This window comes from Clostridium ihumii AP5 (assembly GCF_000612845.1).
In the GTDB taxonomy this organism is placed as follows: Bacteria; Bacillota; Clostridia; order Clostridiales; family Clostridiaceae; genus Clostridium_J; species Clostridium_J ihumii.
The window spans coordinates 21133-44193 of the sequence record NZ_CCAT010000063.1; the positions used below are offsets into that span (position 1 = coordinate 21133).

Genomic DNA, 23061 nt, shown 5'->3' on the forward strand with positions numbered 1-23061 from the left:
TTTATAAATATTCATAAATATTTTTTTGTTCTTTACTTTATATTTAAAAATTTTCACTAAATAACCCTGCACCTTTTATGATTTCTTGTTCTAAAAACAAGCTAGATACAGCAGCTTTATAATCATTTATTTTTTGTGATTTTTTTATTTTCTTAGCATATTTCTTATTGTCAGAAAATATGTAAATCATATAACCCCATAATTCTTTCATTTTAAACATAGTATTTTTTTCATCTTTATATAATTCTAAATAATTATTTAGAACCTCATCATGAAAATCTCTTATTACTTTTTTATCTATAGTATTCTTATTTTCTATTTCATTTATTAATCCTGGATTGGCAAGTAGTCCTCTTCCAATCATAACTTTATTTAAATTCGGAAATTCTTGTATTATTTTATTATAACTATCTGTTGTAAAAATATCACCATTATAACAAATTGTATTTTTACTTAGTTCTAACGCATCTTTAAACACTTCTAAATTAGGTGTATTTCCATAAAAATCTTCTCTTGTTCTAGGATGAATAATTAATTCTTCCATTTCATATTTATTATAAATTTTTATAAGTTCATAAAACTCTTCTGGACTGTCTTTTCCTATTCTAGTCTTTACAGAAATTCTTACGTCATTTATTTTAAAGATTTCATCTAAAAATCTATCAAGCTCATCCCTTTTTGCTAAAAATCCCGAACCTCTATTCTTTGAAACAACAGTTCCTGCTGGACAACCTAAATTTAAATTGACTTCCTCATACCCAAGTTCCCTTAATTTCTTACAAGTAACAATAAATCCTTCTGAATCATTAGTAAGTATTTGTGGCACTATATTCATTTTATTGTTATTTTCCGGCAAAATATCTCTTAACTCTTTAGTTTTAAGACTTTTACTAGTGTTAGGAACTATAAATGGCGTAAAGTATTTATCTATATTATGAAAAAACTTCTCATATGCATTTCTATATATGTATCCTGTAATTCCTTCCATTGGTGCTAAATAATATTTCATTTGATATCTCCTCATAATTTTATAATAATATTTATATTATAGACTAAACTAATATTTTCTGAAATATAAAATAGCAAAAGCAAAAACACATCAGTAAAAATTACTAATGTGTTTTTTATATCTAACTTTTTAATTTATTTTTTCAATGTACTTACAATTATCATATATATGATTTAAAAAAACTAATAGTCTTTCATAAAGTGGATTTACTTTATCACCAAACTTATGTTGTAAATTTTCCCCGACTTCTTTAACTGTTCTATTTCCATCAAGTTGTATGAATACTGCACTACAATATTCATCAAATTCAATTTTTTTATACATAGGAATTTTAAATCTTAATTTTCTAAAAAACCTTTGTATTTTATAATCTTGTTTTTCAAGAACAGTGACTATTTTATTTTTATTTACTTCGTATTCAACATAATCACAAATTTTAAATTTTGTATTTAAAATTTCTTCATTAGTCTTCATCATGTTTTACCTTCGATGCCATAATAGGTATTGTAGTCGCTACAACTAAAATTACTAATAAAATTATAGCCATAGTATTACTTGCTGCAAATCCAGCTGGAGTTCCAGGTGTTATTATACCTGATACTTGTAATATTATTCCTATTAATCCTATTATAGATCCACCAGCTACAAGTCCTGATGACAAACTAATTCCATTGGAAACCCTAACTTCTTTTTCTTTATCACTCTTACTCATTTTTTCAACAAATACACGTATTAATGCTCCGATTAATATTATAGATGTTGTTGATATAGGTAAATAAAATCCTATAGCAACAGTCATTATAGGTAAGTCTAATAAGAATAAGAATAGTGCCATAATAACACCAACTATAATCATTGGCCAAGGTAAGTTTCCTGACATTATACCTGAAGTTAATGTAGCCATTAAGTTTGCTTGTGGTAATGCAAATGGTGCATCTGCTCCAGTAATTTTTAATTGACTTGAAAGTACCATTATTGTTCCTGTAACAACAACAACACCAACTATACTAGCTAATACAAAAGAATTTTGCATTTCTCTTTTACTTCCACCAATTATATAAGTTACTTTTTGGGATTGGCTATATCCGCCAGCTACTGATATTGCAACAACCATAAATGCTGCAAATAGAAGTAATGTTTTATTATCAGCCTGACCAGTCCACCCCATTATAACAAATACTAATGTTAATATAACCAATGAAGCAATTGTCATACCTGATACTGGAAGGTTTGATGTTCCTATTGTACCTGTTAAACGACCAGAAACTATTACAAATAGCATTGATAATATTAATGATACAATTGCTGCTACTATAGCCATTGTTGCACTTTGAGAAATAAAGAATGCTGCTACAAAAGCTACTACAATACCACCTAAAAGCAATAGCATTTCTCCTGAACCTTTTTCCCCATCAGCATCTTTATTTGATTTAGCTCTTAATGTTTCTTTTATAGAAAGCACTATAGTTGGTATAAGTTTAACAGCCCCTATTATACCACCACAAAGCATCATTCCTGCTCCTATATACTTAACATAACTTCCTGATATAGCATTTACATCCATTTGATGTAAAAGCATACTTGCATCATTCCATGTTTGTGTATTACGTTCTGCTAAATCAGTAAAATAACCTATTAACGGAGCAATACCAAAGTTAGCAAGTATTGAGCCTGCAAACATAGTTAAGGATACCTCTAATCCAACTATAAATCCTATACCTAATAAAAGTGGATTTACTTCTGTTGAATATTTCCATTTATAAAATGCACTTCCTAAAAAAGTAAAAGTATTATTTATCATGTTTAAAAATGAGCTAGTTAGAACATTAATAACACCACTTATTCCAACTCCAATTCCCATATACTTTATAGCATCTCCACCTGCTTCTGAAGCAACAAGTGTTTCAGATATTGCCATTGATTCTGGATACATAAGTTTTCCATGTTCTTCAACTATTAAATAGTTATAAACTAATGCTAAAACTCCTATACCAAATAGTGTTCCACCTACACCTACACCTATTCCTTCTAAAAAAGTGATATCTTTTCCTATTAATATAATTGCAGGTAATACATAAATCATACCACTTGCTATAGATTCTCCACCACTTGCCATACCTTGAGTTATATTTTTCCCAAGAATTCCTGTATTACGAGCAAATACTTTAATAAGCATTGAACCTATTATAGCACCTGGAATACCTGCTGCAACAGTTAATCCTGATTTCATACCTGAATAAGCCGTTGATGCTGCAAATACAGTTGCTAATACTATACCTATTATAATTGAAGCGGCATTGGCTCCTTTTTTAGATTTATCTGTTATATAAGGAACATAATCTTTTCCATGAACACCCCCATAAGCTTCTTTGGGTAATTTGTCTTTCATATTTTAATCTCCTTTCTTTTGTTCATTCATATCTTTACATTGAATACGTCCTTTTTATTATTTGCCATAATTCGATAATATATTTATGTTTTCTACTAAATTCTAAAATAAAAGATGAATTATAATTTTAATTAATTACAATTCATCTTTTTTTATACTCTCTAATTTAATTCCAATTTAATATTTTTCTAAATAAACTCAAAATTAATTATTTATTGTTTTTAAAAAATTTATATAAAAAGTACTTCCTACCCCTACTTCACTTTCAACTGATATATCTCCATTGTGTGCTTTTATAATTGCTTTGCTTAAACATAATCCAATTCCAATACTAGTTGGATTAATAGAATTTTCACCTTTATAAAATCTATTGAAAATTTTATTTATTTCACTTTTTTCTATTCCTTCACCATTGTCCTTTATAGAAATCCGCACAGATATAGGTGTTTCATATAGTTCAATGAAAATATGTCCTCCATTTTTAGTATGCTCTATTGCATTTTTTATAATATTACTCAAAGCTTCAGCTATCCACTTTCTATCATGATACAAGACTATATCTTTATCATATTTAAATTCGATTCTTTGATTTTTTTCATTAGCTTTTATTATTAATGGATTTATACTCTCTTCAATTGTATTTTTCATTGAAAATTTTTCCTTATGATATTCTACAACATTACTTTCTAATCGTGCATATTTTAATAATGTCTTAACTAGCCATTCCATTCTTTCTAATTGTTCTTTACTAAGTAAAATAAATTTTTCTATATCTTTATTATCCATATCTACATGATCTAATAAAATTTCATTATACATAGACAATGCCATTAATGGTGTTTTAAGTTGATGTGATATATCATTTATTATATTTTTCAAATTTAGTTTTTCATCATATAGCATTGAAATACTATTATATATACGCTCTTCCATAATTGAAAATTTTAATATAAACTTATCTAGACTTCCTTCATATTTATGTTCTTTAAACTTATCACAATTTCTGCTTTCAATAACATTTTCTGCTCTATAAGTTAAATACTTAACTTCTTTATATAAGGGATTAAAAAAATAAATTACCCCAATAATTAAAAATATAATACTACCAACAGTTATTGATAGAAATAATATTTTATATCCATCAAAAGCATTTGCTATTGTTGGATTTTCCCTATAACTTAAACTATCGTCATAAGAATATTGGGATAAAATATTTTTTCCTAAGATTTCGTTTCCTTTCATTTTATCTGTAAATATTGGAATTATTTCAATTCCTAATTCTTTATCTTTTTCATACACCTGCCCAACTATCTCATAACTTTTTTGTATAATATTATTATTAATATTATTTACAAACATTGAAAATATTATAATACTTAGTATAGATTGCATAACTAAAATTAAAATTATATATCTTATAATTTTTAATCTCTCATCTTTATTCTGAAATGGTATCACTTATTTCACCACCTCAACACTCCACTTATAGCCCACACCTCTTACTGTTGCTATCAAAGTAGGATTTTTACCATCGTATTCTATTTTTTCTCTTAGCCTTTTTATATAGACACTTAATGCATTTGCATCTATATAATTTCCATCTATATCCCATAATTTTTCTAAAATAAAATTTCTAGTCAATACATTAGGTGCATTTTCCATAAGCAATAACAATAATTTAAATTCATTTACCGTTAAAGATATATCTTCACCATTTTTTCTAACAGAATGTGCCCCTTTATCTAATTCTATTCCATTGCTCTTTATTATTTTTCGACTATCTATAACTTTTATAAAATTTCTTTTTCTCCTTAAAACTGCATTGATGCGCGATACTAATTCCTTTATCTTAACAGGTTTTGTTACATAGTCATCCGCTCCTAAATCTAATCCTGTTACTACATTTGACTCCTCATCACATGCAGTCATAAATATTATAGGTATCTCATTTCCCGCTTCCCTTACCTCACTACAAAATTCATATCCATCTCCATCTGGTAACATTAAGTCTAATAAAATCAAATCATCACCATCATTTAACTTTCCCCTGGCACTCTTTAAATTTAATGCATGCTCAACTACAAATCCTTCTTTTTTTAAACTATATATAACTGCTAATGCAACTGCTCTATCATCTTCAACTAGTAAAATTTTCTTCAAATTAAATTCCTCCTAACTACTCATTATTTCTTATTAATTCTGTAGTTTTTGTAAAATCTATTTTTCTTACAGATAGATAACTTCCTAATATATTTATAAATAACAAAATTATACTTCCTATAATTGCTTCTTTAAGAGGAATATATTTAATATCTATATTATTAGTATAAGTAAGTATATTGTATATAATATGTAAACTTATAAAAGATACTGTAAAACTAAAAACAGAAGATATAATCCATTGAATCAAATCCTCTAAAAATAAAATCTTCTTTAATCTTCTTTTATTAATGCCTATAGCTAATAACGTTCCAATTTCTTTTCCCCTTAGTTTTATATAAACACTTTTGTTATTTATTATATTAATTGCCCCAATGACCATTGATAAGCCTAATATCAAATATACAACTAGCGCTATAATACGTAGATTTATACTATAGTAATTATTCATTTCTTTATTATCCGTACAATATCCACCAATTAAATTTGCGTAATTTTTAATTGTTCTAACTTCTGATTCCCTGTTAGTACTATTCTTTAGTTTTATAGCTAAATCAATATTATTTAACTCCAACTGAGCAGAATTAAATACTTTTTTGTTATTTAAATAAAATGATTGTGAAACTATTAATGTTGTATTGTTTTCTACACCGTACCTTTTGCCATTTATGATATCATTTAATTCTATTTCACCTAAATATATTAATTCCATTGAATTATTAGCTTGCACAAGATTCTTTATTTCATTTTCATCTAACTTATACTTACCATCAACAACTTGATATTTACTAGGTGTAAGTTTAAATTTCTCACCTTTTTTTATATTAAATAAACTCTCTTTAGATTTGTAATACTTTTTACTATTTATATCTGTATTTAAAACAAAAACCCCATTCTTATGTAATTCATTATTATCCTGTTTATTTAATAAACTTTTAATATATTCATCTTCTAAAATTATTAGTGCTATATTATTACTATAAACATATTCTTTATCATCAATTTTCAAACTTTCTTCACCATATACATTTTTTTCACTTATCTGTTTAACGTTACTATTCAATTTTACATCTGAAAATACACCTTGAATCCTATAAATTATTTTGCTATATATATTATTGCTATTTCCAATACTCTCAATTTCATTTTTATATTTATTTACTTCTGCTATTACACTAGAACTATTCTCTATAGAATTTATATCAATTGTTAAATCCATGCTTTGTTTTAATTCTCTTTTATAATCTTGTAACGAACTTGTATTAAATCCTACAAAAATAATAAATATACTTAATAAAAAAGTAGTTGTTATTGTGTTAATTAAGAAATATTTATTGTCTCCCCTAACATTCTTATATGCCAATTCTCCATTATATCCAAATAATTTCATTATAATTTTTGATCTTTTAACTTTAATTATTTTTCTAATTCCATAATTATTTTTCATTCCATAAATAGGATCTATATGTCCAACTTTTATTATTGGTATTATTGTTGATGTAAATATGCTTATAACTGTAAATAAAATTACCTGTATAATTACCTCTGGATATATTTTAAATTCAATCATTTTTGTAGATATATTAAACATCCCCGCAAAAAAAGTATAATAAACCACAAAACTTACTATTATAGATAAAATAATTCCTGGAATAATTGATAATAGCACCAATAAAGTACTTTCCTTTATTAATAACATTCTTATCTTTCCTGGAGTTGCACCAATACACCTTAGTATTGAAAATTGCTCAACCCTTTCCTTTATTGAAATATTTATAAATCCATAAATAAAAACTGTGCTTAATATTACTATTGCAAAATTTATAATCATATCTTGTAAAGTAGCCTTATTACTTAAACCATACTTATTTACATCATATCTATACAGTAACTGATTATTTAAAACTACATCATCACTATCATTATACTTATCAATTTGTTTTTCTATAGAATTAGCTATCCTAACAATATTTTTATATTTATTTCTTTTTGATTTTGTATTTATAGCTATATTAATTATAGACTCATCTATGTTTTCATCAAGTAATGTTATTCCACCCGAACTTTCAATAACATCAAAATTTTCATTTATAAATATCCCAACGATTTTATAACTTTTATCCTTTATATTAACATAATCACCTATTTTCTTTTTTAATTCTATACTACCTACTTCGCTAATAATTATTTCATCACTACTTATTGGTAATCTTCCATTTTCTATTTTAATCACTTCATTAAATAAATTTTTAAAGAATATTTCATCTGCTGCATAAAGATAAAAATTACTAATATTCTTATCTTTAGGTACTTCTCTAGTTATACTAACCACTTCTTTATATATTCCTGCATCATTTACTAAAACATTATTTTTAATTACTTCAGCTTCATTAAGTGTTAAATTTTTAAATATTGCTTCAAACTTACCTGTTCTTTCCTCAACTCTTGATATATTACTTTCATTTACATAAGCCTGTATATATCCGATTGTTGAAAATAAAATTATACTCATTATTATGCCTATAATAATGCAAAAGTTTCTTTTCTTATTTATCTTAAACTGTTTATTAACTATTAATCTATAATTCCTTATGAAGCTCACTCCCTAATCATTTAAAATTTCTCCATCTTTTATTGTTATAACTCTATCTGCCATTGCTGCAATTTTTTCATCATGAGTTATAAGTACTAATGTTTGATTATATTTACTTGTTATATATTTAAGCAAATCCATAACATCCATAGCAGTATTTGAATCTAAGTTTCCCGTTGGTTCATCAGCTAATATTATATCTGGCTTATTTGCTAAAGCTCGCCCTATTGCCACTCTCTGCTGCTGTCCACCAGACAATTCTGATGGTAAATGATTTTTTCTATCATCTAACCCTAACATTTTTATAAGTTCTTCTTTATAATTCTCTTCCATAGTTCCATCATCCAAAAGAACTGGCATTTCTATATTTTCCTCTACTGTCAATACTGGAATTAAATTGTACAATTGAAAAACAAATCCCAATTTTCTTAACCTTAATAGTGATATATCATTTTCTGATAATTCACCCAAATTAATTTTATCTATATAAACATCTCCTTCTGTAGCTCTATCAACTCCACCTAAAATATTTAATAATGTAGATTTTCCTGATCCTGAAGCTCCTACAATTGCTATAAATTCACCCTTATCTATTTTTAAGTTAATGTTTTTTAATGCCCTTACACTATTAGGGCCCTTTCCATAAACTTTACCTACATTAACTACATTTATAATACTCATTAATTTCTCCTTAACTTTAAAATGTTTTATTATATATAATAACTCAAACTTCATTGTTTAATCCATATATTCAAGTCATATCTTTAATTTTTCATAGACTAAATAATCTACTTTTATATATTAACCATTTAAAATTTTTATAAAATAAAAGAGGTAGGTTAATCCTACCCCTTTCATTTTAGTTTTTAACATCTCTTCTTATAAAAGTTATAAATGTAATTAGTAACATTACAATTGATATAAGAATTAATTGTATAGCTCCTTGAGTGTATTCTAATTGCATCCCAAAAGATTGTGATAACATTTGTTGTGTTGATGGTATCAGTCTAAGATATGATACATTTATATATGGAATAAATGTACTAATTATCCATGTTTGCTTAAGCGATATTAACATATCTGTAGCTGGTACAGCACCCAAATAAAGCATCATACTAATAGCAACTGCTAACGCTGTATTTTTAGCTACTGTTGATATTAAAAATACTAAAGTGGCAATAAATACTAAGCTAGAACATGATATCATAATTTTTGAAAGTAAAAATTTAATATAACTTAAATGTACTATCGATCCACTTATTGTATCTAATAATGGTGTTTTATAAGTTTCAAAACCAAATACAACTCCTGTTGATATATAGAGAGTTGCTATTCCAATGAAAACAACACCTATTCCAACTATAAGTACAGCTAATAGCTTTGACAACAATATTTTCCATCTTGATACTGGTCTTATTAGTAATAATCTTATCGTGCCTTTTGAATATTCAGTTGCCACAATTCCCCCACCTATTATAATCACTATTATAACAGCTAAAACTACAAATATTTCATAGCCTCCATCTAAAACACTTCTAGCATCTTTTATTTGATTTAACCCTGGTATATTATTTTCTAATCCATACCAAAGTTCTTTTATTTCATTTATTGTTACTTCCCTTTTTTTATTAAAATTTTTCACATATTCATCATATGTCATTTCAATACCTTCAAATACCGCTTGAGAACTGTATTGCTTTTCATCTAACATAGGATATCTTAATTCAATTAATTCATTTTCTATTTGTTGTATTGAATTGTTTTTCCAATTATTTAAGTCATAATCTATTTTATTATTAAATCTAAATTTCATAACTTCCATATCTTGTTGTAATTGTGGAATTTTAATCTTTGCATTTTTAGATTTTTTTTCAAGTTCTAATAATTTTGATTTTCCAGCTTCATCTGTAGGATTTTTTTTCATTAATTTTTCATATTCAGATATACAACTATTTAATTGTGCAATTTGACTATTAGTTCTATTAATTTCTTCTTGTGTATGAGCTATATAATCATTATTTAAAATTATATTTTTAATTTTTTCTTTTTCAGCTATAAAATTTGCCTCTATTTCTTTTTTCTTTGCTAAAGTCATATTAAAATATTTTTCTACTTCATTTGAATCATTATCTTGCAAATTCTCTAGCACTATATCTTTTTCATACCCCTCCAAAACAAATTCAATTGCTGCTAAATTGCTTGAAACATTTCTGTAATTTTCACTCTCTTTTTCACGCCAATCTCTATAACCAACTTCATTATCAACATAAAGCTTCCTTGTTTCTACATTTATTCTGGCATACTCAAATTTTATTTTTCCTTTTTGTGTTTTATCATCTTTTAAACTTTCTAAATAAGATTGTGCATCTTGTAATAAAAATTTATTATTTTCCATTAAATTTTTATAGTATCTATTCTCTGGAATATTCTTAATTGCAACTGGAAATATTATTGCTGCAACTAATATTAATATGCTTAGTAATTTTATACTTGGTTTTTTAAATTGCTTTACTAATTCATTGTATGTCAAACTGAATAATTTCATAAATACTTCTCCTTTTATCTTATTTGTTCTTTAGACCCTTTAGTAACATTCATAAATTCTTCTTCCAACGTTTTTGTTATAATCGTAACTATATATATTGAAATATCATTTAAAATTAACTCTTTATTTACTTTTGCTAATTCTTCTTTTTCACAAGTCAATTTAATTCCATTTTCAAATTCATCTATACCAAATTCTGGATATTTATCATTAATAATTCTAATTGCATCTTTCTTATTATCTACCTCAATGTAATAAGATTTATGGGTTTCAAATTCACTTTTCTTTATATCACTAATAGTCTTAATATCAATCATTTTTCCACCATCAATAATCCCAAATCTATCACACATTAACTCCATTTCACTTAACAAATGGCTTGAAACCATTACTGATAACTTTTCTTTTTCTGCTAAGTTTCTTAACATTTCTCTTAATTCCTTTATTCCCATTGGATCTAGTCCATTTGTAGGCTCATCTAGAATTAATAATTTTGGTTTATGTAATAATGCTTGTGCAACTCCTAACCTTTGTCTCATACCAAGTGAATACTTACTCACTTTATCATCTATTCTATTTCCAAGCTTAACTAAGTTGACAACTTCTTCAATTCTTTCTTTATTTATTCCACCATGCATTCTTCCATAGAGTTTTAAATTATCTCTACCACTTAAGTATCCATACATCTCTGGATTCTCTATAATTCCACCCACTCCTTTAAGTGCCTTTTCAAATTGACTTTTCACACTTTTTCCATCAATATATATTTCACCTTTACTTATTCTATATAGACCTGTAATCATTTTTATTGTTGTTGTTTTTCCTGCACCATTAGGCCCTAGAAATCCAAAAATTTCTCCTTCATTAACAGTAAAAGTTATATCATCAACCAATGCTTTATTGTTCATAAATTTACTTACATTTTTCAACTCTAAAACTGCTTTCATATACTTAACCTCTTTTTCTATTTATTTTTTACTCATTTATAAGCTATATATTCCATTTATTCTCTTTCTTATTTGTTATATGATATCCGTTTTTTATCTTCTTATCATCATGAATTTGTATTAATTTATTTTCTTTCTGCTTGCTACATGTTTTATTATATCTTTATAAAATTACAGTTTACTTATAGAAATCTTACAGTTTAATAACAATTTAATATTTCAAATTTATATATATTTTTACTTTACAAAAAGTTAATACTATTATTAATGAAAGAAGGTGTATTTACATTGAGTGGAAAAATAATTTTAAATTTAGCAATAAGTTTAGATGGATATATTGCTGACGAAAATGGTGGTTTTGAATGGATTGTCGGTGATGGATATAATAACCTAGATACTAAAACTAAATGGGATTACTCTGAATTTCTAAAAAATATTGATGTTGTAGTAATGGGTAAAAATTGTTTTAATCAAAAATTTCATAATGATTTTAAAGAAAAAGAAGTATATATAGCAACATCTGAACCCATGACAGACTATGATAATATTCATTTTATTAATAATAATATATGTAAAACTATAATTGATTTAAAAAATAAAAATATGAACATCTTTTTATTTGGTGGTGGTATTCTTATTGATAACTTCATTAAAGCTAATATTATAGATGAATATATAATTGGAGTAATCCCTACAATTTTAGGAAATGGAATTCCATTATTCTTAGAAAATAATCCAAAAATAGATTTACATCTTGAATATTATTCAATTGAAAATGGTATTACAATATTGAAGTATTCTAAAAGAACTATTTAAAATTTATACAAACTAAAAAAACACATCAAATTTCTTATTGATGTGTTTTTTCTATTAAGCTCTATTATCTGCTCTTATGTTTCTTTTAAATGTATAATAGGTTCCAACAAAATAACTTACATAAAGCATAATCATAAGAAATATACCTATACTCATATTTACTACAAACATATTGCTTCCTATAAAAACCTTAATAAGTTCTTCATACATTATATAATAATTGTATATAAACACTACAAATGCTATAGTTCCTATTACTATAGGGATTGTAAAATATATACCTATTTGTTTTAGAATTATTTTATTAATCTGATGTTCCTCTATTCCAAGTTTACGTAAAACATTGAATCTATCCTTATGCTCTATAGAATCCATAAGTTGTTGAAGTGCAAGTACAGTTAAACTAATCATTAATAAAACAGCCCCTAAATATAATCCTAATATTCTCATTGCTAAACTAGCATTTAATATTTCACTAGTTTCTGCTGATTTAATTCTTCCTTTAATAAACTTCTCTGGAGAATCATATTTTTTCATAAGCTCTGGATTGTTATTTGAAAACCATGTAGGTATATACTTAGCTTCAAATTCATATGCATCATCATAACTCATTTCATTATTAGTTGTAATAAATAAATCTACTTCTGCAACTTTAAGTTTTTCACATAATTTATCTGGAATTATTATAATATTGGTTGCAGGATAATTATAAATGCCTTCTCCTAATACTTCTAAATAATATGGTTTTTCACTTATTCTTAAGTCATTTCCTTTTATATTTATAGTTTTATTTTCATTTACATATTTATCAATTTGACCTTTATCAGTCATTTTATCCCATTGAACTGTGTACTCATTATTTTTCAAGCTAACTTTATCATATCCTTGCATACTTCTTAACTTATTAAAATCACTTAAACTTATAATAAATGGAGCTGTAGATTTTATATCTTTTTTATAAAAATCTTCTTCTTTTGCAAAGTATTTTTCTACTTCTTCATACTCATTTAACTCTACACCTAAATCTTTCAAGTGATTTATAAGCTCTGAGTAATTAAAATTAGCCATATCTCCTATTTTATTTGTATTACTATTTTCATCTATTCTATATGAATAACTACCACTTCTCAATTCTATATCAAAAGGAATTCTATAATCTAAATATCCTAAAGACCACTGTGACATTAATAGTGTAAGTATAATGCTTATTGATGATCCTAAAAACGCTATAGATACAGTTGCCATAAGCATTGGGGTTGTCCTTATTTTAGATAATATTGTACCTAGTAAGAAAAGATTAGTACCTTCATATTTAAAGTTTATAGATTTTTCTTTTATTCTTATAAGAATATATGATATTGAGTAAAACAAAGCATAGGTAGCTATTACAAATGATATTACAGAAACTCCTTCTGCCATCATCATTTTTATAGCACTTGCTGTATAGTTACTCTCATTTGCTAACTTCTTAATATCTAATATATATTTAGTTGAATATCCAAAAATGCCATATGCTATTATTGATAACATAAATACTATTGAATACACCATTTTACTTCTTTTAAATTTAAATTCACTTATTTTACTGTTATTTATCATATCTATAAGTTTTAATTTGTTTAAAACTCTTATATTATAAATTCCAACTATGAAAAACATACCTATAAAGAAAATAAATGTTTTAATCACTGTATCAAAATAAAAATTAAAAGAGAATACAACTTTTTGATTAACACTCATATAAACCATAGCTGTAACTACCTGTGAAAATAGTATTCCAATAAATATGCCACACACTATAGCTAATATTCCAACTAAAAGCATTTCCACAAAAAACATAAATGCTATATTTCTTTGTTCAACACCTAATAATATATATGTAGCAAACTCCTTTTGTCTTCTTCTAATCATATACTTGCTAACATAGGCAACTAATAATGATAATATACCTGTAATTATATAAGTTGAATACTTTAGTACAGTTTTTAAAAATTCAAAATTATACGAGTCCTCTGTTATTAAGTTGTAATTTGAACTTGATAAAGATGTAAAAGCATAAAACAAACTTACACACATTGTTATAGTTATAAAATATATTAGGTAATCCTTAATAGATTTTTTTGCATTATTTAGCGATAACTTAATGTACATCCCTTACATCACCACCTAACAATGCAACTACATCCAATACTTGATTAAAAAATTGTTTTCTTGTGTTATTTCCCTTCACTAATTCAGTAAATATTTTTCCATCTTTTATAAATAAAATTCTATCACAGTAACTAGCTGTAAAAGAATCATGCGTTACCATTAATATTGTGGCATTAAATTCTTTATTTAAATTTGATATCATTTCTATTAACATTTGTGCTGATCTAGAATCCAATGCTCCTGTTGGTTCATCTGCTAAGATTAGTTTTGGGTTTGTTATCAATGCTCTTGCACAAGCAGTTCTTTGCTTTTGTCCGCCTGATACCTCGTAAGGATATTTTTTAAGTAGTTCTTCTATTCCAAGTTCTTTTGCTACTGTCTTAACTTTACCATCAATTTCACTCTTATTAGTTTTATTTATTGTAAGTGCTAAAGCTATGTTTTCATGTATAGTTAAAGTGTCTAAAAGATTAAAATCCTGAAAAATGAACCCTAAATTTTCTCTTCTAAACTTTGCTATATTTTTTCTACTTATTTCAGTTAAATCTTTACCGCTTAAATAAATATGTCCTGAACTCACTTCATCAATAGTTGCTATAGTATTTAATAAAGTGGTTTTTCCAGAACCTGATGGCCCCATTACCCCTACAAACTCTCCTTCTTGTACAGTAAAACTTATATCATCTATTGCCTTTATTACATTTCCTTTATTTCCATAATATTTCTCTATCTTATCAATTTTTAATATTTCATTCATATTTATCACCTCAAGGTTATTCTATATCATTTTCCCTTGCTTTGATTTCATTTAACCTTTCATTAATGTTACGATGTTGTAACATTATTTTTTCCTTAATTAAAATTTACAAAATCGTCCTTTAGGAAAAATAATATTAACCTTTGTGTATTTATCTTTTTCTGATGTTATTCTTATTAATATCCCTAATTTATCGCATAAATTTTTACACAAATATAATCCTATACCTGTAGATTTATTATTTGTTCGACCTTTATTTCCTGTAAATCCTTTATCAAACACCCTATTTATTTCACTATCTGGGATTCCAATTCCATTATCCTTTATATTTAACTCCACTCCATTTTCTCTTTTATTAGCATATATTTCTATAATAGCCTTTTTACTGTTTCTATACTTTATTGCATTTCCTATAATTTGATTTAGTATAAATTCTAACCACTTGCTATCACTATACACATTTTTCTCCACATCTCTTATGTCAATATCTATGTTATTAATTATAAGTACTTGCTTATTTCTAGTAATAACTCTATTAATACACTTTTCTAGTGATATTTCCTTTACCAAGTAATCTTTTTCCACATCTTCACTTCTAGCGTAAAATAATGCTTGTTCTACATAACTATCAATCTCTTCTAACTGTTGAAGCACTAATCTTGATGTAGCTGTCTTATTGTTTTCTTCTAATAATTTAATAGCAGAAATAGGTGTTTTTACTTCATGAATCCACTTTTCTATATAATCTTTATAATCTTTTCTCTGTTCTTTTATTATATTTATTTCTTCTCTCATAGACTTGCTAGACATTTTTAACATTTCATAATATGGTACTGCCTCTATGTACTTTGGACTATCTATAACTTCACTTAACAAATACTTTTTATCTATATTTTCAATGTACTTATTAACCTTCTTAAAAATCTTATTCATCTCTCTATATTCAAGCATAAGATATAACGCTAACCCTATCCCCCATACAATTACTATTACTTTTATAACATTAAAGGCATTACCAACACTAAATAAAAAAATAGATAAAGTTATCATAGATATAACATTTAATGAAATTACACCTATTCTATTGTTAATATATTCATTTATCTTCATACCATATACCCTTGTCCTCTTTTAGTTTTAATATAATCCTTTATTCCTATTTCTTCTATTTTACTCCTTATTCTTGTTATATTAACAGTAAGTGTATTATCATTTACAAACAAAGCACTGTCCCACAAACATTCTAATATATCTACTCTTGATACTATCTTCCCCTTATTTATTAATAAATAATGTAAAATTTTCAATTCATTCTTAGTAAGCTCCACTGATTTATTATCATGTTCTATTGTACTTTTCAACATATTGAGCGTCATACCATTATGTTCCAAACTCTCTGCTATTTTTTCACTTGGATATGCTCTTTTTAATATGGCTGCTATTCTAGCTAAAAGTATTTGGGTATTGTATGGCTTGGTTATAAAATCATCTGCTCCTAGCGTTATTCCCATTAACTCATCAATATTTGTGCTTCTACTCGTTACAATTATTATTGGTACTTTTGAAAATCCCCTTATCTCTGTGCATATTTTAAATCCATCATCATCAGGTAAATTTATATCCAATAATATTAAATCTGGATTATGCTCTTTCACTTGCTTTGCTACATCATTAAACTCCATTACTTTTATTGGCTTATATCCATTAAAATTTAATAGATTGTAAATTTCATTTCTTATTAACTCATTATCCTCTACTATCATTATTTTAAACATATATCTAATTCTCCATTTACTATTTATTATCATATTATAGGGTTCCAAGTTCATCTTCATAATTATTAGTTCCCAAACTTGGACACCATCAAGAGTGAGACTAGCTTGGAATCATTTTATAAATACCATTCTACTTTTAAGATATCATAATACATTAAATTTTTCATTTATTTTAATTTAAAATAATATAGGGAAACAAGTTGAAAAGTACATTATTTTGTTTCATCTGGGAATTCTAATTAATTTAATTGAAAATGGAAAATTGGAACCCTATACTGTAAAAGCACATTTCAATAAATTGAAATGTGCTTTTACAAGCTTGAACTTATCTTTATATGTTTCTATAATAAACTACTTATCATTCTACTCCTGATTGATATTTCCTCATTCCAAATTTGAGTAAAATCTTTAATATAAAATAATAAATTGTCGGTATAATAAATACACACAAAATTTCTACAGTATTTACCTTGTTTAAAGCAATTCTTGCTGGAATTGCACTAAACAAAAAAACTGGAATTATATAAATAAAAAAGCTCCTTATGATTTCTGGAAAAACTGTATCTGGTTTTTCACTTACTGATATTAATTGTAGTAATATTGATGATAATTCCTCTGACCTTATTCCAAATAATGTTAGACTAAACAATATAAAGAACATCATTCCCATAGTAAATGAACCTAATAATATGGAAAAAACATATATTATACTTATCTTTCCGTTACATAACCGCATACAATATATATTTAGAAATATTAAAAGTGGTGTGCTTGCCAATGCTGGAATATTTATAAATTTAAAAATATAAAATTTTATCATAGAAATTGGCTTTATTATTACAAAATCGAATCTCCCATTTATTATATTTTCACAAAAACTTCCCAATCCTTCTGTAAAAAAAATTGCATAAATATTATTTATTAAGAATGAACATGATATATATAAAAGAATTTCATATTTTGTATAATCTCCAAAATTTACAATATTTAAAGACAGTAAATAATATCCTACAAAAACTGAAGAATATAATGATATATCTGCTAAAACCCAACTAATTAAATTTGCTCTATATTGAGTACTTTTCTTTATTGAAAATTTAAAACACTCTAATACTACTTTCATAACATCTAAGCTCCATTCAATGAATATTTTTTAAATCCAAATCTGACCAAAATAGAAGTTATTATGTTTAAAACAATAATCCATATAATAGAAATTATTACTCCACTATAGATTTCATTAACATTAATATGTTTTTCTATTAAAATTTTCGTAGGGAAATATGACATATATGGAAATGGCAGTTTTAACATAATATTTTTTACCGACTCTGATAATATATCTAACGGAAAATATGCACCAGCAAGTAATCCTGTTAAAAGATTACGAATTGCAGAAATTCCCCAAATTTCTGTTAGCCAGAATGATAAAGCCCCAATTAAAATAGAAAATGTTGAGTTAAGTATATATCCTATAATAATAAAAAGAATTGAATACATTATTTTTGTAAAACTTATACTAACACCATTTATGCATATTATTACTACAATGATAGGTAAATAACAAAAAGTAAAAGTTAATAAACTAGATAAAATTTGTTTTAAAGATAAACTTGCTACATAGTTTATAGGTCTTAGCATTTTTTGTCCTAAGCTTGGACCCTTTATATCTTTAGAAAATTCATTTTCCAAGTGAACTTGAGTAAATAATAATATTACATTAGAGATAATAATATAAATCATAATATAATCAAGAGTCATTTCTAAATTATTATTTGTTATTAACGATTTCCATAAAAAATAACTAAGAATTATTGGAATAATAACCATCCCCAAAATATCACTAACTAACCTAACTCTATATACTAAAAGTTTTTTTATTGTAAATATTAAAAAGCCTTTTAATAAATAAACTTTTTTATTCATTACATCCCTCTCTCTTTATATAACTGTTCAATAATAATATCTAAATTATCTTCTTCAATTGTTATATCTCTATAATCATCTAAAGTTGTTATAAGCTGAATTATTTGCATTATTAACTTTCCTTCTGTCCTAACCTCTACATTATTGTTGTAATATGCAAACTCTACATTTTCAAACCTTTTTCTTAATATTTCAACAATTTCAGGTGTAGTTATAAACTTTAGCTTTTTATAATTTGGCATCTCTTCTTTTAACTTCTCAATACTCCCATAATAAAGTTCTTGTCCTTTATTAATGATTAAAATACGTTCACATAAGTCTTCAATATCTTCAATATAATGACTTGTTAAAATTATAGAAGCATCATGCTTTTCTTTATAACTTTTAATATAATTTCTAATTTTTCTTTGAGATATAAAATCCAAGCCTAATGTAGGTTCATCTAAAAAAATAATTTTAGGTAAATGTAAAAAAGATAGTATTAACTCCCCCTTCATTCTTTGCCCTAAAGAAAGGCTTCTAACTTGCTTTTTTAAATCATGATTGGACAACTCTAATTCATTTGCCATATCATTAACTCTATCTAATGCAATTTTCTTTGATATTCCATATATTGATGCATATAATAACACATTATCTAAAATTGACACATCATAATCTAATTGGCCCTTATTTCCCATAACTAATGCAACACTTTTCCTATAATTATTTGACTTTAAAAATGGATTGCTTCCAAGTACTTCAATATATCCATTATCAGGTTTTATAACTCCTGATATCATTTTAATAATTGTAGTTTTTCCCGCTCCGTTTAATCCTATTAGTCCTAGTACTTCACTAGAATTAACTTCAAATGATATATCCTTCACAGCCTCAGTTGTTATAAATCTACGTTTTAAAATACTTTTTATACTTCCACTCACACCTTCTGATTTTAAATGTACTTTATATGATTTATTTATATTTTTTACGATTATTTGCTTCATTATAAATTCCTCTTAATTATTATTTTAATTTCCATATTCTTAATTATAGTATCATATTTTTAATGTAAAAATTAACAAATTATGTTATATAATAACTTAATTTTTTGTTACATATTTATTAACTAAATATGTATTTATTCATTCATTTGAAAATTTCTTAATGTATTCGTGGAATTATTTATATTAAAGATAAATTAAAATTTTATAACAACAAATTACATTAATATTATTTAGATTTATAAAAAGCACATTACAATGAGTTGCAATGTGCTTTTTATAAACTTTCTTTATTATATTTATAATTAATTATTTATTCTAACCCTAATATACCATCTAAATCACTAATTTAAATTAAATAGTTCTTTCTCATTTTCAATTAAATCTTCTGCTAAATATTTATAATCTAAATATTGAATTCCATTTTCTCCATTATGAATTTGTTTGCACAATACGCTTTTATAATATATGTCCATAGCTACACGTATATCTATTTTTTTATTTTCTGCTAAATATTCTATAATGTCACTATCCAGTGATTGAATATAAAATTTCTCTAATGCTTGTTGATTAGTCCTCATTTATTTCACCTCATAACTTTGTATATATCTTAACTCATTATTTATTAATTCTTGGTTTATTAAACAAATTTGATTATTCATTTTGTAATATCTAATTTCATTTAAAGTTTTTTCTTCATCCCAAAGTCCTTTAAAATACATATCTATACTTTTAAAAACATCATCATCTGCAACACTTCCAATTGCGATATCATATTTCTTATATATATCCATCCCTCTTCTACAATCACAAACAAAATTAAGCCATACTTCATCATCTTTAAAATTTATAACATTATATTTATTTAAATCATCTTTTAATTCATATACATTTACTATAGCTCTTTCTCTATTTCTCATCGAACGCCTTTTAGCCCACTTCTCAGCTTGTTCTTTATAGGTAGTTATATAAAATCCTTTCCCAAAATCCAAATATTTTTTAGAAAACTTAACATCTGGATTTTTAATCACTTCTGTGCCACCATGATAAACTATCATAATTTTATACCTCTCTTCTCAAGTACTTCTATGATATCTTCCATAAGATATTCACTTCCTAAAGTATGAAGTACATCATAACATCCTATTATATACTCATCTAATATGTTTGTATCTTTTAAAATATTATAAACTTCTGAAACTGGTTTTTTTAAATAATCTGAAAGTTTATTTATAATAAATACTGTAAACTCTAATTCTTTCTTATTACAATTTTTCATTAAATGCATCCTCCCATAAAATTATCTAAATATATTACAAACTACTCTTAATTAGTATCAACTTCGTAATATTTAAGAGAAATTCAAATCATACTCATATTATAACCTTACAAATTTACCTTTTCATTAAATTTTCTTATTTACTTGAATTTAATTTATCTAACATCCCATACTAATAAACAAAGGAGGTTTTATCATGACTGAAACTGAAAAAGCATACATTGCTGGAATTATTGATGGTGAAGGTAGTATCATGCTTGAAAGATTTTAATAACTTCATCTACCCTAGAATTACTTGAATATGTAAAAACGGTATTAGGTAAAGGCTCAATAAAATCTAAGAAGAACTATAAAATAGATGTTCATAAGAATTGTTATACATATATTATAAGATATAATGACGCCATAAACCTTCTAAACGAAATTTACCCATATCTTATAATAAATACAAAAAGAAAACGTGCAAAACTTATAATTGATAATTATAAAAAATTAACCCCTAGAAATGGCAGATATACTGAAGAAATACTGAAAAATAAAATTGAATTTTATAATAAGTTTATTAATACAAAATAAAAAAACACATCAGTAAATTTCTGATGTGTTTAATCTTCATATAAAACACGATATAAATGTATTATTTTTCTCATTATATATTATACTTTTTATTATTTAAAATCACTCTAATTCTCTTATTAAATCATCAACTATATCATCATATTTATTTTCACTTATTGTTGGCACAGTTAGAACTACCTCTTCATTACACTGTATCTTATTATTATTTTGTTTTATAATATGTGACAATGACCATAAAGATAATCCATAAAAAACATATGGAGATATTGATGTAATATAATAATTAATTACCTCTATTAATTGTTTTTTAACTTCAAGTCCATTTAAAATCAAATTTGTAATATGTTTATATGAAGAATAGGCACTAAATACTGCAAATATTATCATAATTATTGCACATATCTTTAATATATTTATAATTATAAAATTTTTTTCTTTTTTTGGTTTCATTATATTTTCTCCTTAATTTATTTTACTCATTTTCACTTTTTATAAATAATAATTTACCATCTTTTAATCCCCATATTTCATCAAGGTAAGTACACACCTTTTTTGAATGTGTTACAATAATAACACATTTATTAGATTTATGAGCTAACGATAATAAGATATTCATTATCTTTTCTTCAGTTTCACTATCCAAATTACCTGTTGGCTCATCTGCAATTATAATGTCTGGGTTGTGTGCAAGAGCTCTAGCTATTCCTACACGTTGTTGTTCTCCTCCTGATAGTTCTAAAATTTTTCTGTTCGCCTTATCACTATCAATGCCAACATCTTTTAACAAGCTATACACAAACTCTGATTCATTCTGTTCTTTAACATTGCTTATATTCATAGACAATGAAATATTTTCCCTTGCTGTTGCATTTAATAACAGATTATACCCCTGGAATATAACCCCAATATTCTTTGCTCTATAGTTATCTCTATCAATTTCTCTCAAATTTTTATCCTTGTATAGAATCTCTCCACTTTCACATATATCAAGTCCTGAAATAAGAGACAATAACGTACTTTTTCCTGCCCCTGATTTTCCTATAACACCATATACTTTTCCTTGTTCAAAATCTATGTTTACATTATTAAAAACTTCTTTTTTTGCACCTTCATATCTATAGCTTATGTCTTTTAAACTCAATAAACTCATTT

22 protein-coding genes are annotated in these 23061 nt (G+C 25.3%); 1 reads left to right on the forward strand and 21 read right to left on the reverse strand.

Features of this window, described 5'->3' with window-relative positions; genetic code table 11:
* Nucleotides 1-43: 43 nt before the first annotated feature.
* The 9 genes from BN346_RS12595 to BN346_RS12635 all read right to left on the reverse strand — a co-directional run bounded on the left by BN346_RS12595 (nt 44) and on the right by BN346_RS12635 (nt 11643).
* A complete protein-coding gene (locus BN346_RS12595) occupies nt 44-1009 on the reverse strand; it encodes a tRNA dihydrouridine synthase (protein ID WP_040329063.1) in 966 nt (321 codons plus the stop codon).
* Between the two features lie 129 nt (nt 1010-1138).
* Nucleotides 1139-1486 carry a hypothetical protein gene (locus BN346_RS12600; protein ID WP_040329064.1) on the reverse strand — a complete coding sequence of 116 codons (348 nt, stop codon included), beginning with the start codon at nt 1484-1486 and terminating at the stop codon, nt 1139-1141.
* The gene (locus BN346_RS12605; protein WP_040329065.1) at nt 1473-3398 is read right to left on the reverse strand and encodes an OPT family oligopeptide transporter; all 1926 of its coding nucleotides are present in this window, start codon (nt 3396-3398) and stop codon (nt 1473-1475) included. Before BN346_RS12605 ends, BN346_RS12600 begins: the two co-directional genes overlap by 14 nt.
* Before the next feature lie 204 nt (nt 3399-3602).
* Nucleotides 3603-4856 carry a sensor histidine kinase gene (locus BN346_RS12610; protein WP_040329066.1) on the reverse strand — a complete coding sequence of 418 codons (1254 nt, stop codon included), beginning with the start codon at nt 4854-4856 and terminating at the stop codon, nt 3603-3605.
* On the reverse strand, nt 4857-5558 hold the full coding sequence (locus BN346_RS12615) for a response regulator transcription factor (RefSeq protein ID WP_040329067.1): 702 nt from the start codon (nt 5556-5558) through the stop codon (nt 4857-4859). It lies immediately after the preceding gene.
* A 16-nt stretch (nt 5559-5574) separates the two neighbouring features.
* Nucleotides 5575-8070 carry an ABC transporter permease gene (locus BN346_RS12620; protein ID WP_148361106.1) on the reverse strand — a complete coding sequence of 832 codons (2496 nt, stop codon included), beginning with the start codon at nt 8068-8070 and terminating at the stop codon, nt 5575-5577.
* 93 nt (nt 8071-8163) lie between these two features.
* Nucleotides 8164-8832 carry an ABC transporter ATP-binding protein gene (locus tag BN346_RS12625; RefSeq protein WP_040329068.1) on the reverse strand — a complete coding sequence of 223 codons (669 nt, stop codon included), beginning with the start codon at nt 8830-8832 and terminating at the stop codon, nt 8164-8166.
* 178 nt (nt 8833-9010) lie between these two features.
* Nucleotides 9011-10696: an ABC transporter permease subunit gene (locus BN346_RS12630; RefSeq protein ID WP_040329070.1), complete on the reverse strand. Its 1686-nt coding sequence runs from the start codon at nt 10694-10696 to the stop codon at nt 9011-9013.
* A 14-nt stretch (nt 10697-10710) separates the two neighbouring features.
* Nucleotides 10711-11643, reverse strand: coding sequence for an ABC transporter ATP-binding protein (locus BN346_RS12635; protein ID WP_040329072.1), 933 nt, complete (start codon nt 11641-11643; stop codon nt 10711-10713).
* 288 nt (nt 11644-11931) lie between these two features.
* Here BN346_RS12635 and BN346_RS12640 point away from each other — a divergent pair, with 288 nt between their 5' ends.
* A complete protein-coding gene (locus BN346_RS12640) occupies nt 11932-12459 on the forward strand; it encodes a dihydrofolate reductase family protein (RefSeq protein ID WP_040329074.1) in 528 nt (175 codons plus the stop codon).
* Between the two features lie 54 nt (nt 12460-12513).
* On the opposite strand, the gene BN346_RS12645 is transcribed toward BN346_RS12640, so the two are convergent.
* From BN346_RS12645 to BN346_RS12700, 12 genes are all read right to left on the reverse strand, one after another.
* Nucleotides 12514-14610, reverse strand: a complete 2097-nt coding sequence (locus tag BN346_RS12645; RefSeq protein WP_040329075.1) for an FtsX-like permease family protein — start codon at nt 14608-14610, stop codon at nt 12514-12516.
* Entirely contained in the window at nt 14600-15367 is a 768-nt protein-coding gene (locus BN346_RS12650; protein ID WP_040329076.1) for an ABC transporter ATP-binding protein, read from the reverse strand. Before BN346_RS12650 ends, BN346_RS12645 begins: the two co-directional genes overlap by 11 nt.
* A 99-nt stretch (nt 15368-15466) precedes the next feature.
* The gene (locus BN346_RS12655; RefSeq protein WP_040329078.1) at nt 15467-16477 is read right to left on the reverse strand and encodes a sensor histidine kinase; all 1011 of its coding nucleotides are present in this window, start codon (nt 16475-16477) and stop codon (nt 15467-15469) included.
* The gene (locus tag BN346_RS12660; protein WP_040329079.1) at nt 16474-17142 is read right to left on the reverse strand and encodes a response regulator transcription factor; all 669 of its coding nucleotides are present in this window, start codon (nt 17140-17142) and stop codon (nt 16474-16476) included. The genes BN346_RS12655 and BN346_RS12660 overlap by 4 nt, the downstream gene beginning before the upstream one ends.
* 358 nt (nt 17143-17500) lie before the next feature.
* Entirely contained in the window at nt 17501-18265 is a 765-nt protein-coding gene (locus BN346_RS12665; RefSeq protein WP_040329080.1) for an ABC-2 family transporter protein, read from the reverse strand.
* Between the two features lie 5 nt (nt 18266-18270).
* Nucleotides 18271-19068 (reverse strand): ABC transporter permease, encoded by a 798-nt coding sequence (locus tag BN346_RS12670; RefSeq protein ID WP_040329082.1) that lies wholly within the window; start codon nt 19066-19068, stop codon nt 18271-18273.
* Complete coding sequence (locus tag BN346_RS12675; protein ID WP_040329083.1) at nt 19068-20054, reverse strand: ABC transporter ATP-binding protein; 987 nt, start codon at nt 20052-20054, stop codon at nt 19068-19070. The genes BN346_RS12670 and BN346_RS12675 overlap by 1 nt, the downstream gene beginning before the upstream one ends.
* A gap of 341 nt (nt 20055-20395) precedes the next feature.
* The gene (locus BN346_RS12680) at nt 20396-20632 is read right to left on the reverse strand and encodes a hypothetical protein (RefSeq protein ID WP_040329085.1); all 237 of its coding nucleotides are present in this window, start codon (nt 20630-20632) and stop codon (nt 20396-20398) included.
* Nucleotides 20633-21109 (reverse strand): DUF3990 domain-containing protein, encoded by a 477-nt coding sequence (locus tag BN346_RS12685; RefSeq protein ID WP_040329087.1) that lies wholly within the window; start codon nt 21107-21109, stop codon nt 20633-20635.
* A complete protein-coding gene (locus BN346_RS12690; RefSeq protein ID WP_040329088.1) occupies nt 21106-21330 on the reverse strand; it encodes a DUF3791 domain-containing protein in 225 nt (74 codons plus the stop codon). Before BN346_RS12690 ends, BN346_RS12685 begins: the two co-directional genes overlap by 4 nt.
* Nucleotides 21331-22008: 678 nt before the next feature.
* Nucleotides 22009-22359: a hypothetical protein gene (locus BN346_RS12695; protein WP_040329089.1), complete on the reverse strand. Its 351-nt coding sequence runs from the start codon at nt 22357-22359 to the stop codon at nt 22009-22011.
* Between the two features lie 22 nt (nt 22360-22381).
* The gene (locus BN346_RS12700) at nt 22382-23059 is read right to left on the reverse strand and encodes an ABC transporter ATP-binding protein (protein ID WP_040329091.1); all 678 of its coding nucleotides are present in this window, start codon (nt 23057-23059) and stop codon (nt 22382-22384) included.
* Nucleotides 23060-23061: the final 2 nt, after the last annotated feature.

Excerpts from the sequence above, each read along its gene's own strand:
- BN346_RS12595 (WP_040329063.1), bottom strand. The coding sequence starts at position 1,009 with ATGAAATATTATTTAGCACCAATGGAAGGAATTACAGGATACATATAT.
- BN346_RS12690 (WP_040329088.1), bottom strand. The coding sequence starts at position 21,330 with ATGAAAAATTGTAATAAGAAAGAATTAGAGTTTACAGTATTTATTATA.
- BN346_RS12665 (WP_040329080.1), bottom strand. The coding sequence starts at position 18,265 with ATGAAAGTAGTATTAGAGTGTTTTAAATTTTCAATAAAGAAAAGTACT.
- BN346_RS12620 (WP_148361106.1), bottom strand. The coding sequence starts at position 8,070 with ATGAGTATAATTTTATTTTCAACAATCGGATATATACAGGCTTATGTA.
- BN346_RS12680 (WP_040329085.1), bottom strand. The coding sequence starts at position 20,632 with ATGAGGACTAATCAACAAGCATTAGAGAAATTTTATATTCAATCACTG.
- BN346_RS12645 (WP_040329075.1), bottom strand. The coding sequence starts at position 14,610 with ATGTACATTAAGTTATCGCTAAATAATGCAAAAAAATCTATTAAGGAT.
- BN346_RS12670 (WP_040329082.1), bottom strand. The coding sequence starts at position 19,068 with ATGAATAAAAAAGTTTATTTATTAAAAGGCTTTTTAATATTTACAATA.
- BN346_RS12685 (WP_040329087.1), bottom strand. The coding sequence starts at position 21,109 with ATGATAGTTTATCATGGTGGCACAGAAGTGATTAAAAATCCAGATGTT.
- BN346_RS12635 (WP_040329072.1), bottom strand. The coding sequence starts at position 11,643 with ATGAAAGCAGTTTTAGAGTTGAAAAATGTAAGTAAATTTATGAACAAT.
- BN346_RS12660 (WP_040329079.1), bottom strand. The coding sequence starts at position 17,142 with ATGTTTAAAATAATGATAGTAGAGGATAATGAGTTAATAAGAAATGAA.
- BN346_RS12600 (WP_040329064.1), bottom strand. The coding sequence starts at position 1,486 with ATGATGAAGACTAATGAAGAAATTTTAAATACAAAATTTAAAATTTGT.
- BN346_RS12695 (WP_040329089.1), bottom strand. The coding sequence starts at position 22,359 with ATGAAACCAAAAAAAGAAAAAAATTTTATAATTATAAATATATTAAAG.
- BN346_RS12650 (WP_040329076.1), bottom strand. The coding sequence starts at position 15,367 with ATGAATGAAATATTAAAAATTGATAAGATAGAGAAATATTATGGAAAT.
- BN346_RS12625 (WP_040329068.1), bottom strand. The coding sequence starts at position 8,832 with ATGAGTATTATAAATGTAGTTAATGTAGGTAAAGTTTATGGAAAGGGC.
- BN346_RS12700 (WP_040329091.1), bottom strand. The coding sequence starts at position 23,059 with ATGAGTTTATTGAGTTTAAAAGACATAAGCTATAGATATGAAGGTGCA.
- BN346_RS12605 (WP_040329065.1), bottom strand. The coding sequence starts at position 3,398 with ATGAAAGACAAATTACCCAAAGAAGCTTATGGGGGTGTTCATGGAAAA.
- BN346_RS12675 (WP_040329083.1), bottom strand. The coding sequence starts at position 20,054 with ATGAAGCAAATAATCGTAAAAAATATAAATAAATCATATAAAGTACAT.
- BN346_RS12655 (WP_040329078.1), bottom strand. The coding sequence starts at position 16,477 with ATGAAGATAAATGAATATATTAACAATAGAATAGGTGTAATTTCATTA.
- BN346_RS12630 (WP_040329070.1), bottom strand. The coding sequence starts at position 10,696 with ATGAAATTATTCAGTTTGACATACAATGAATTAGTAAAGCAATTTAAA.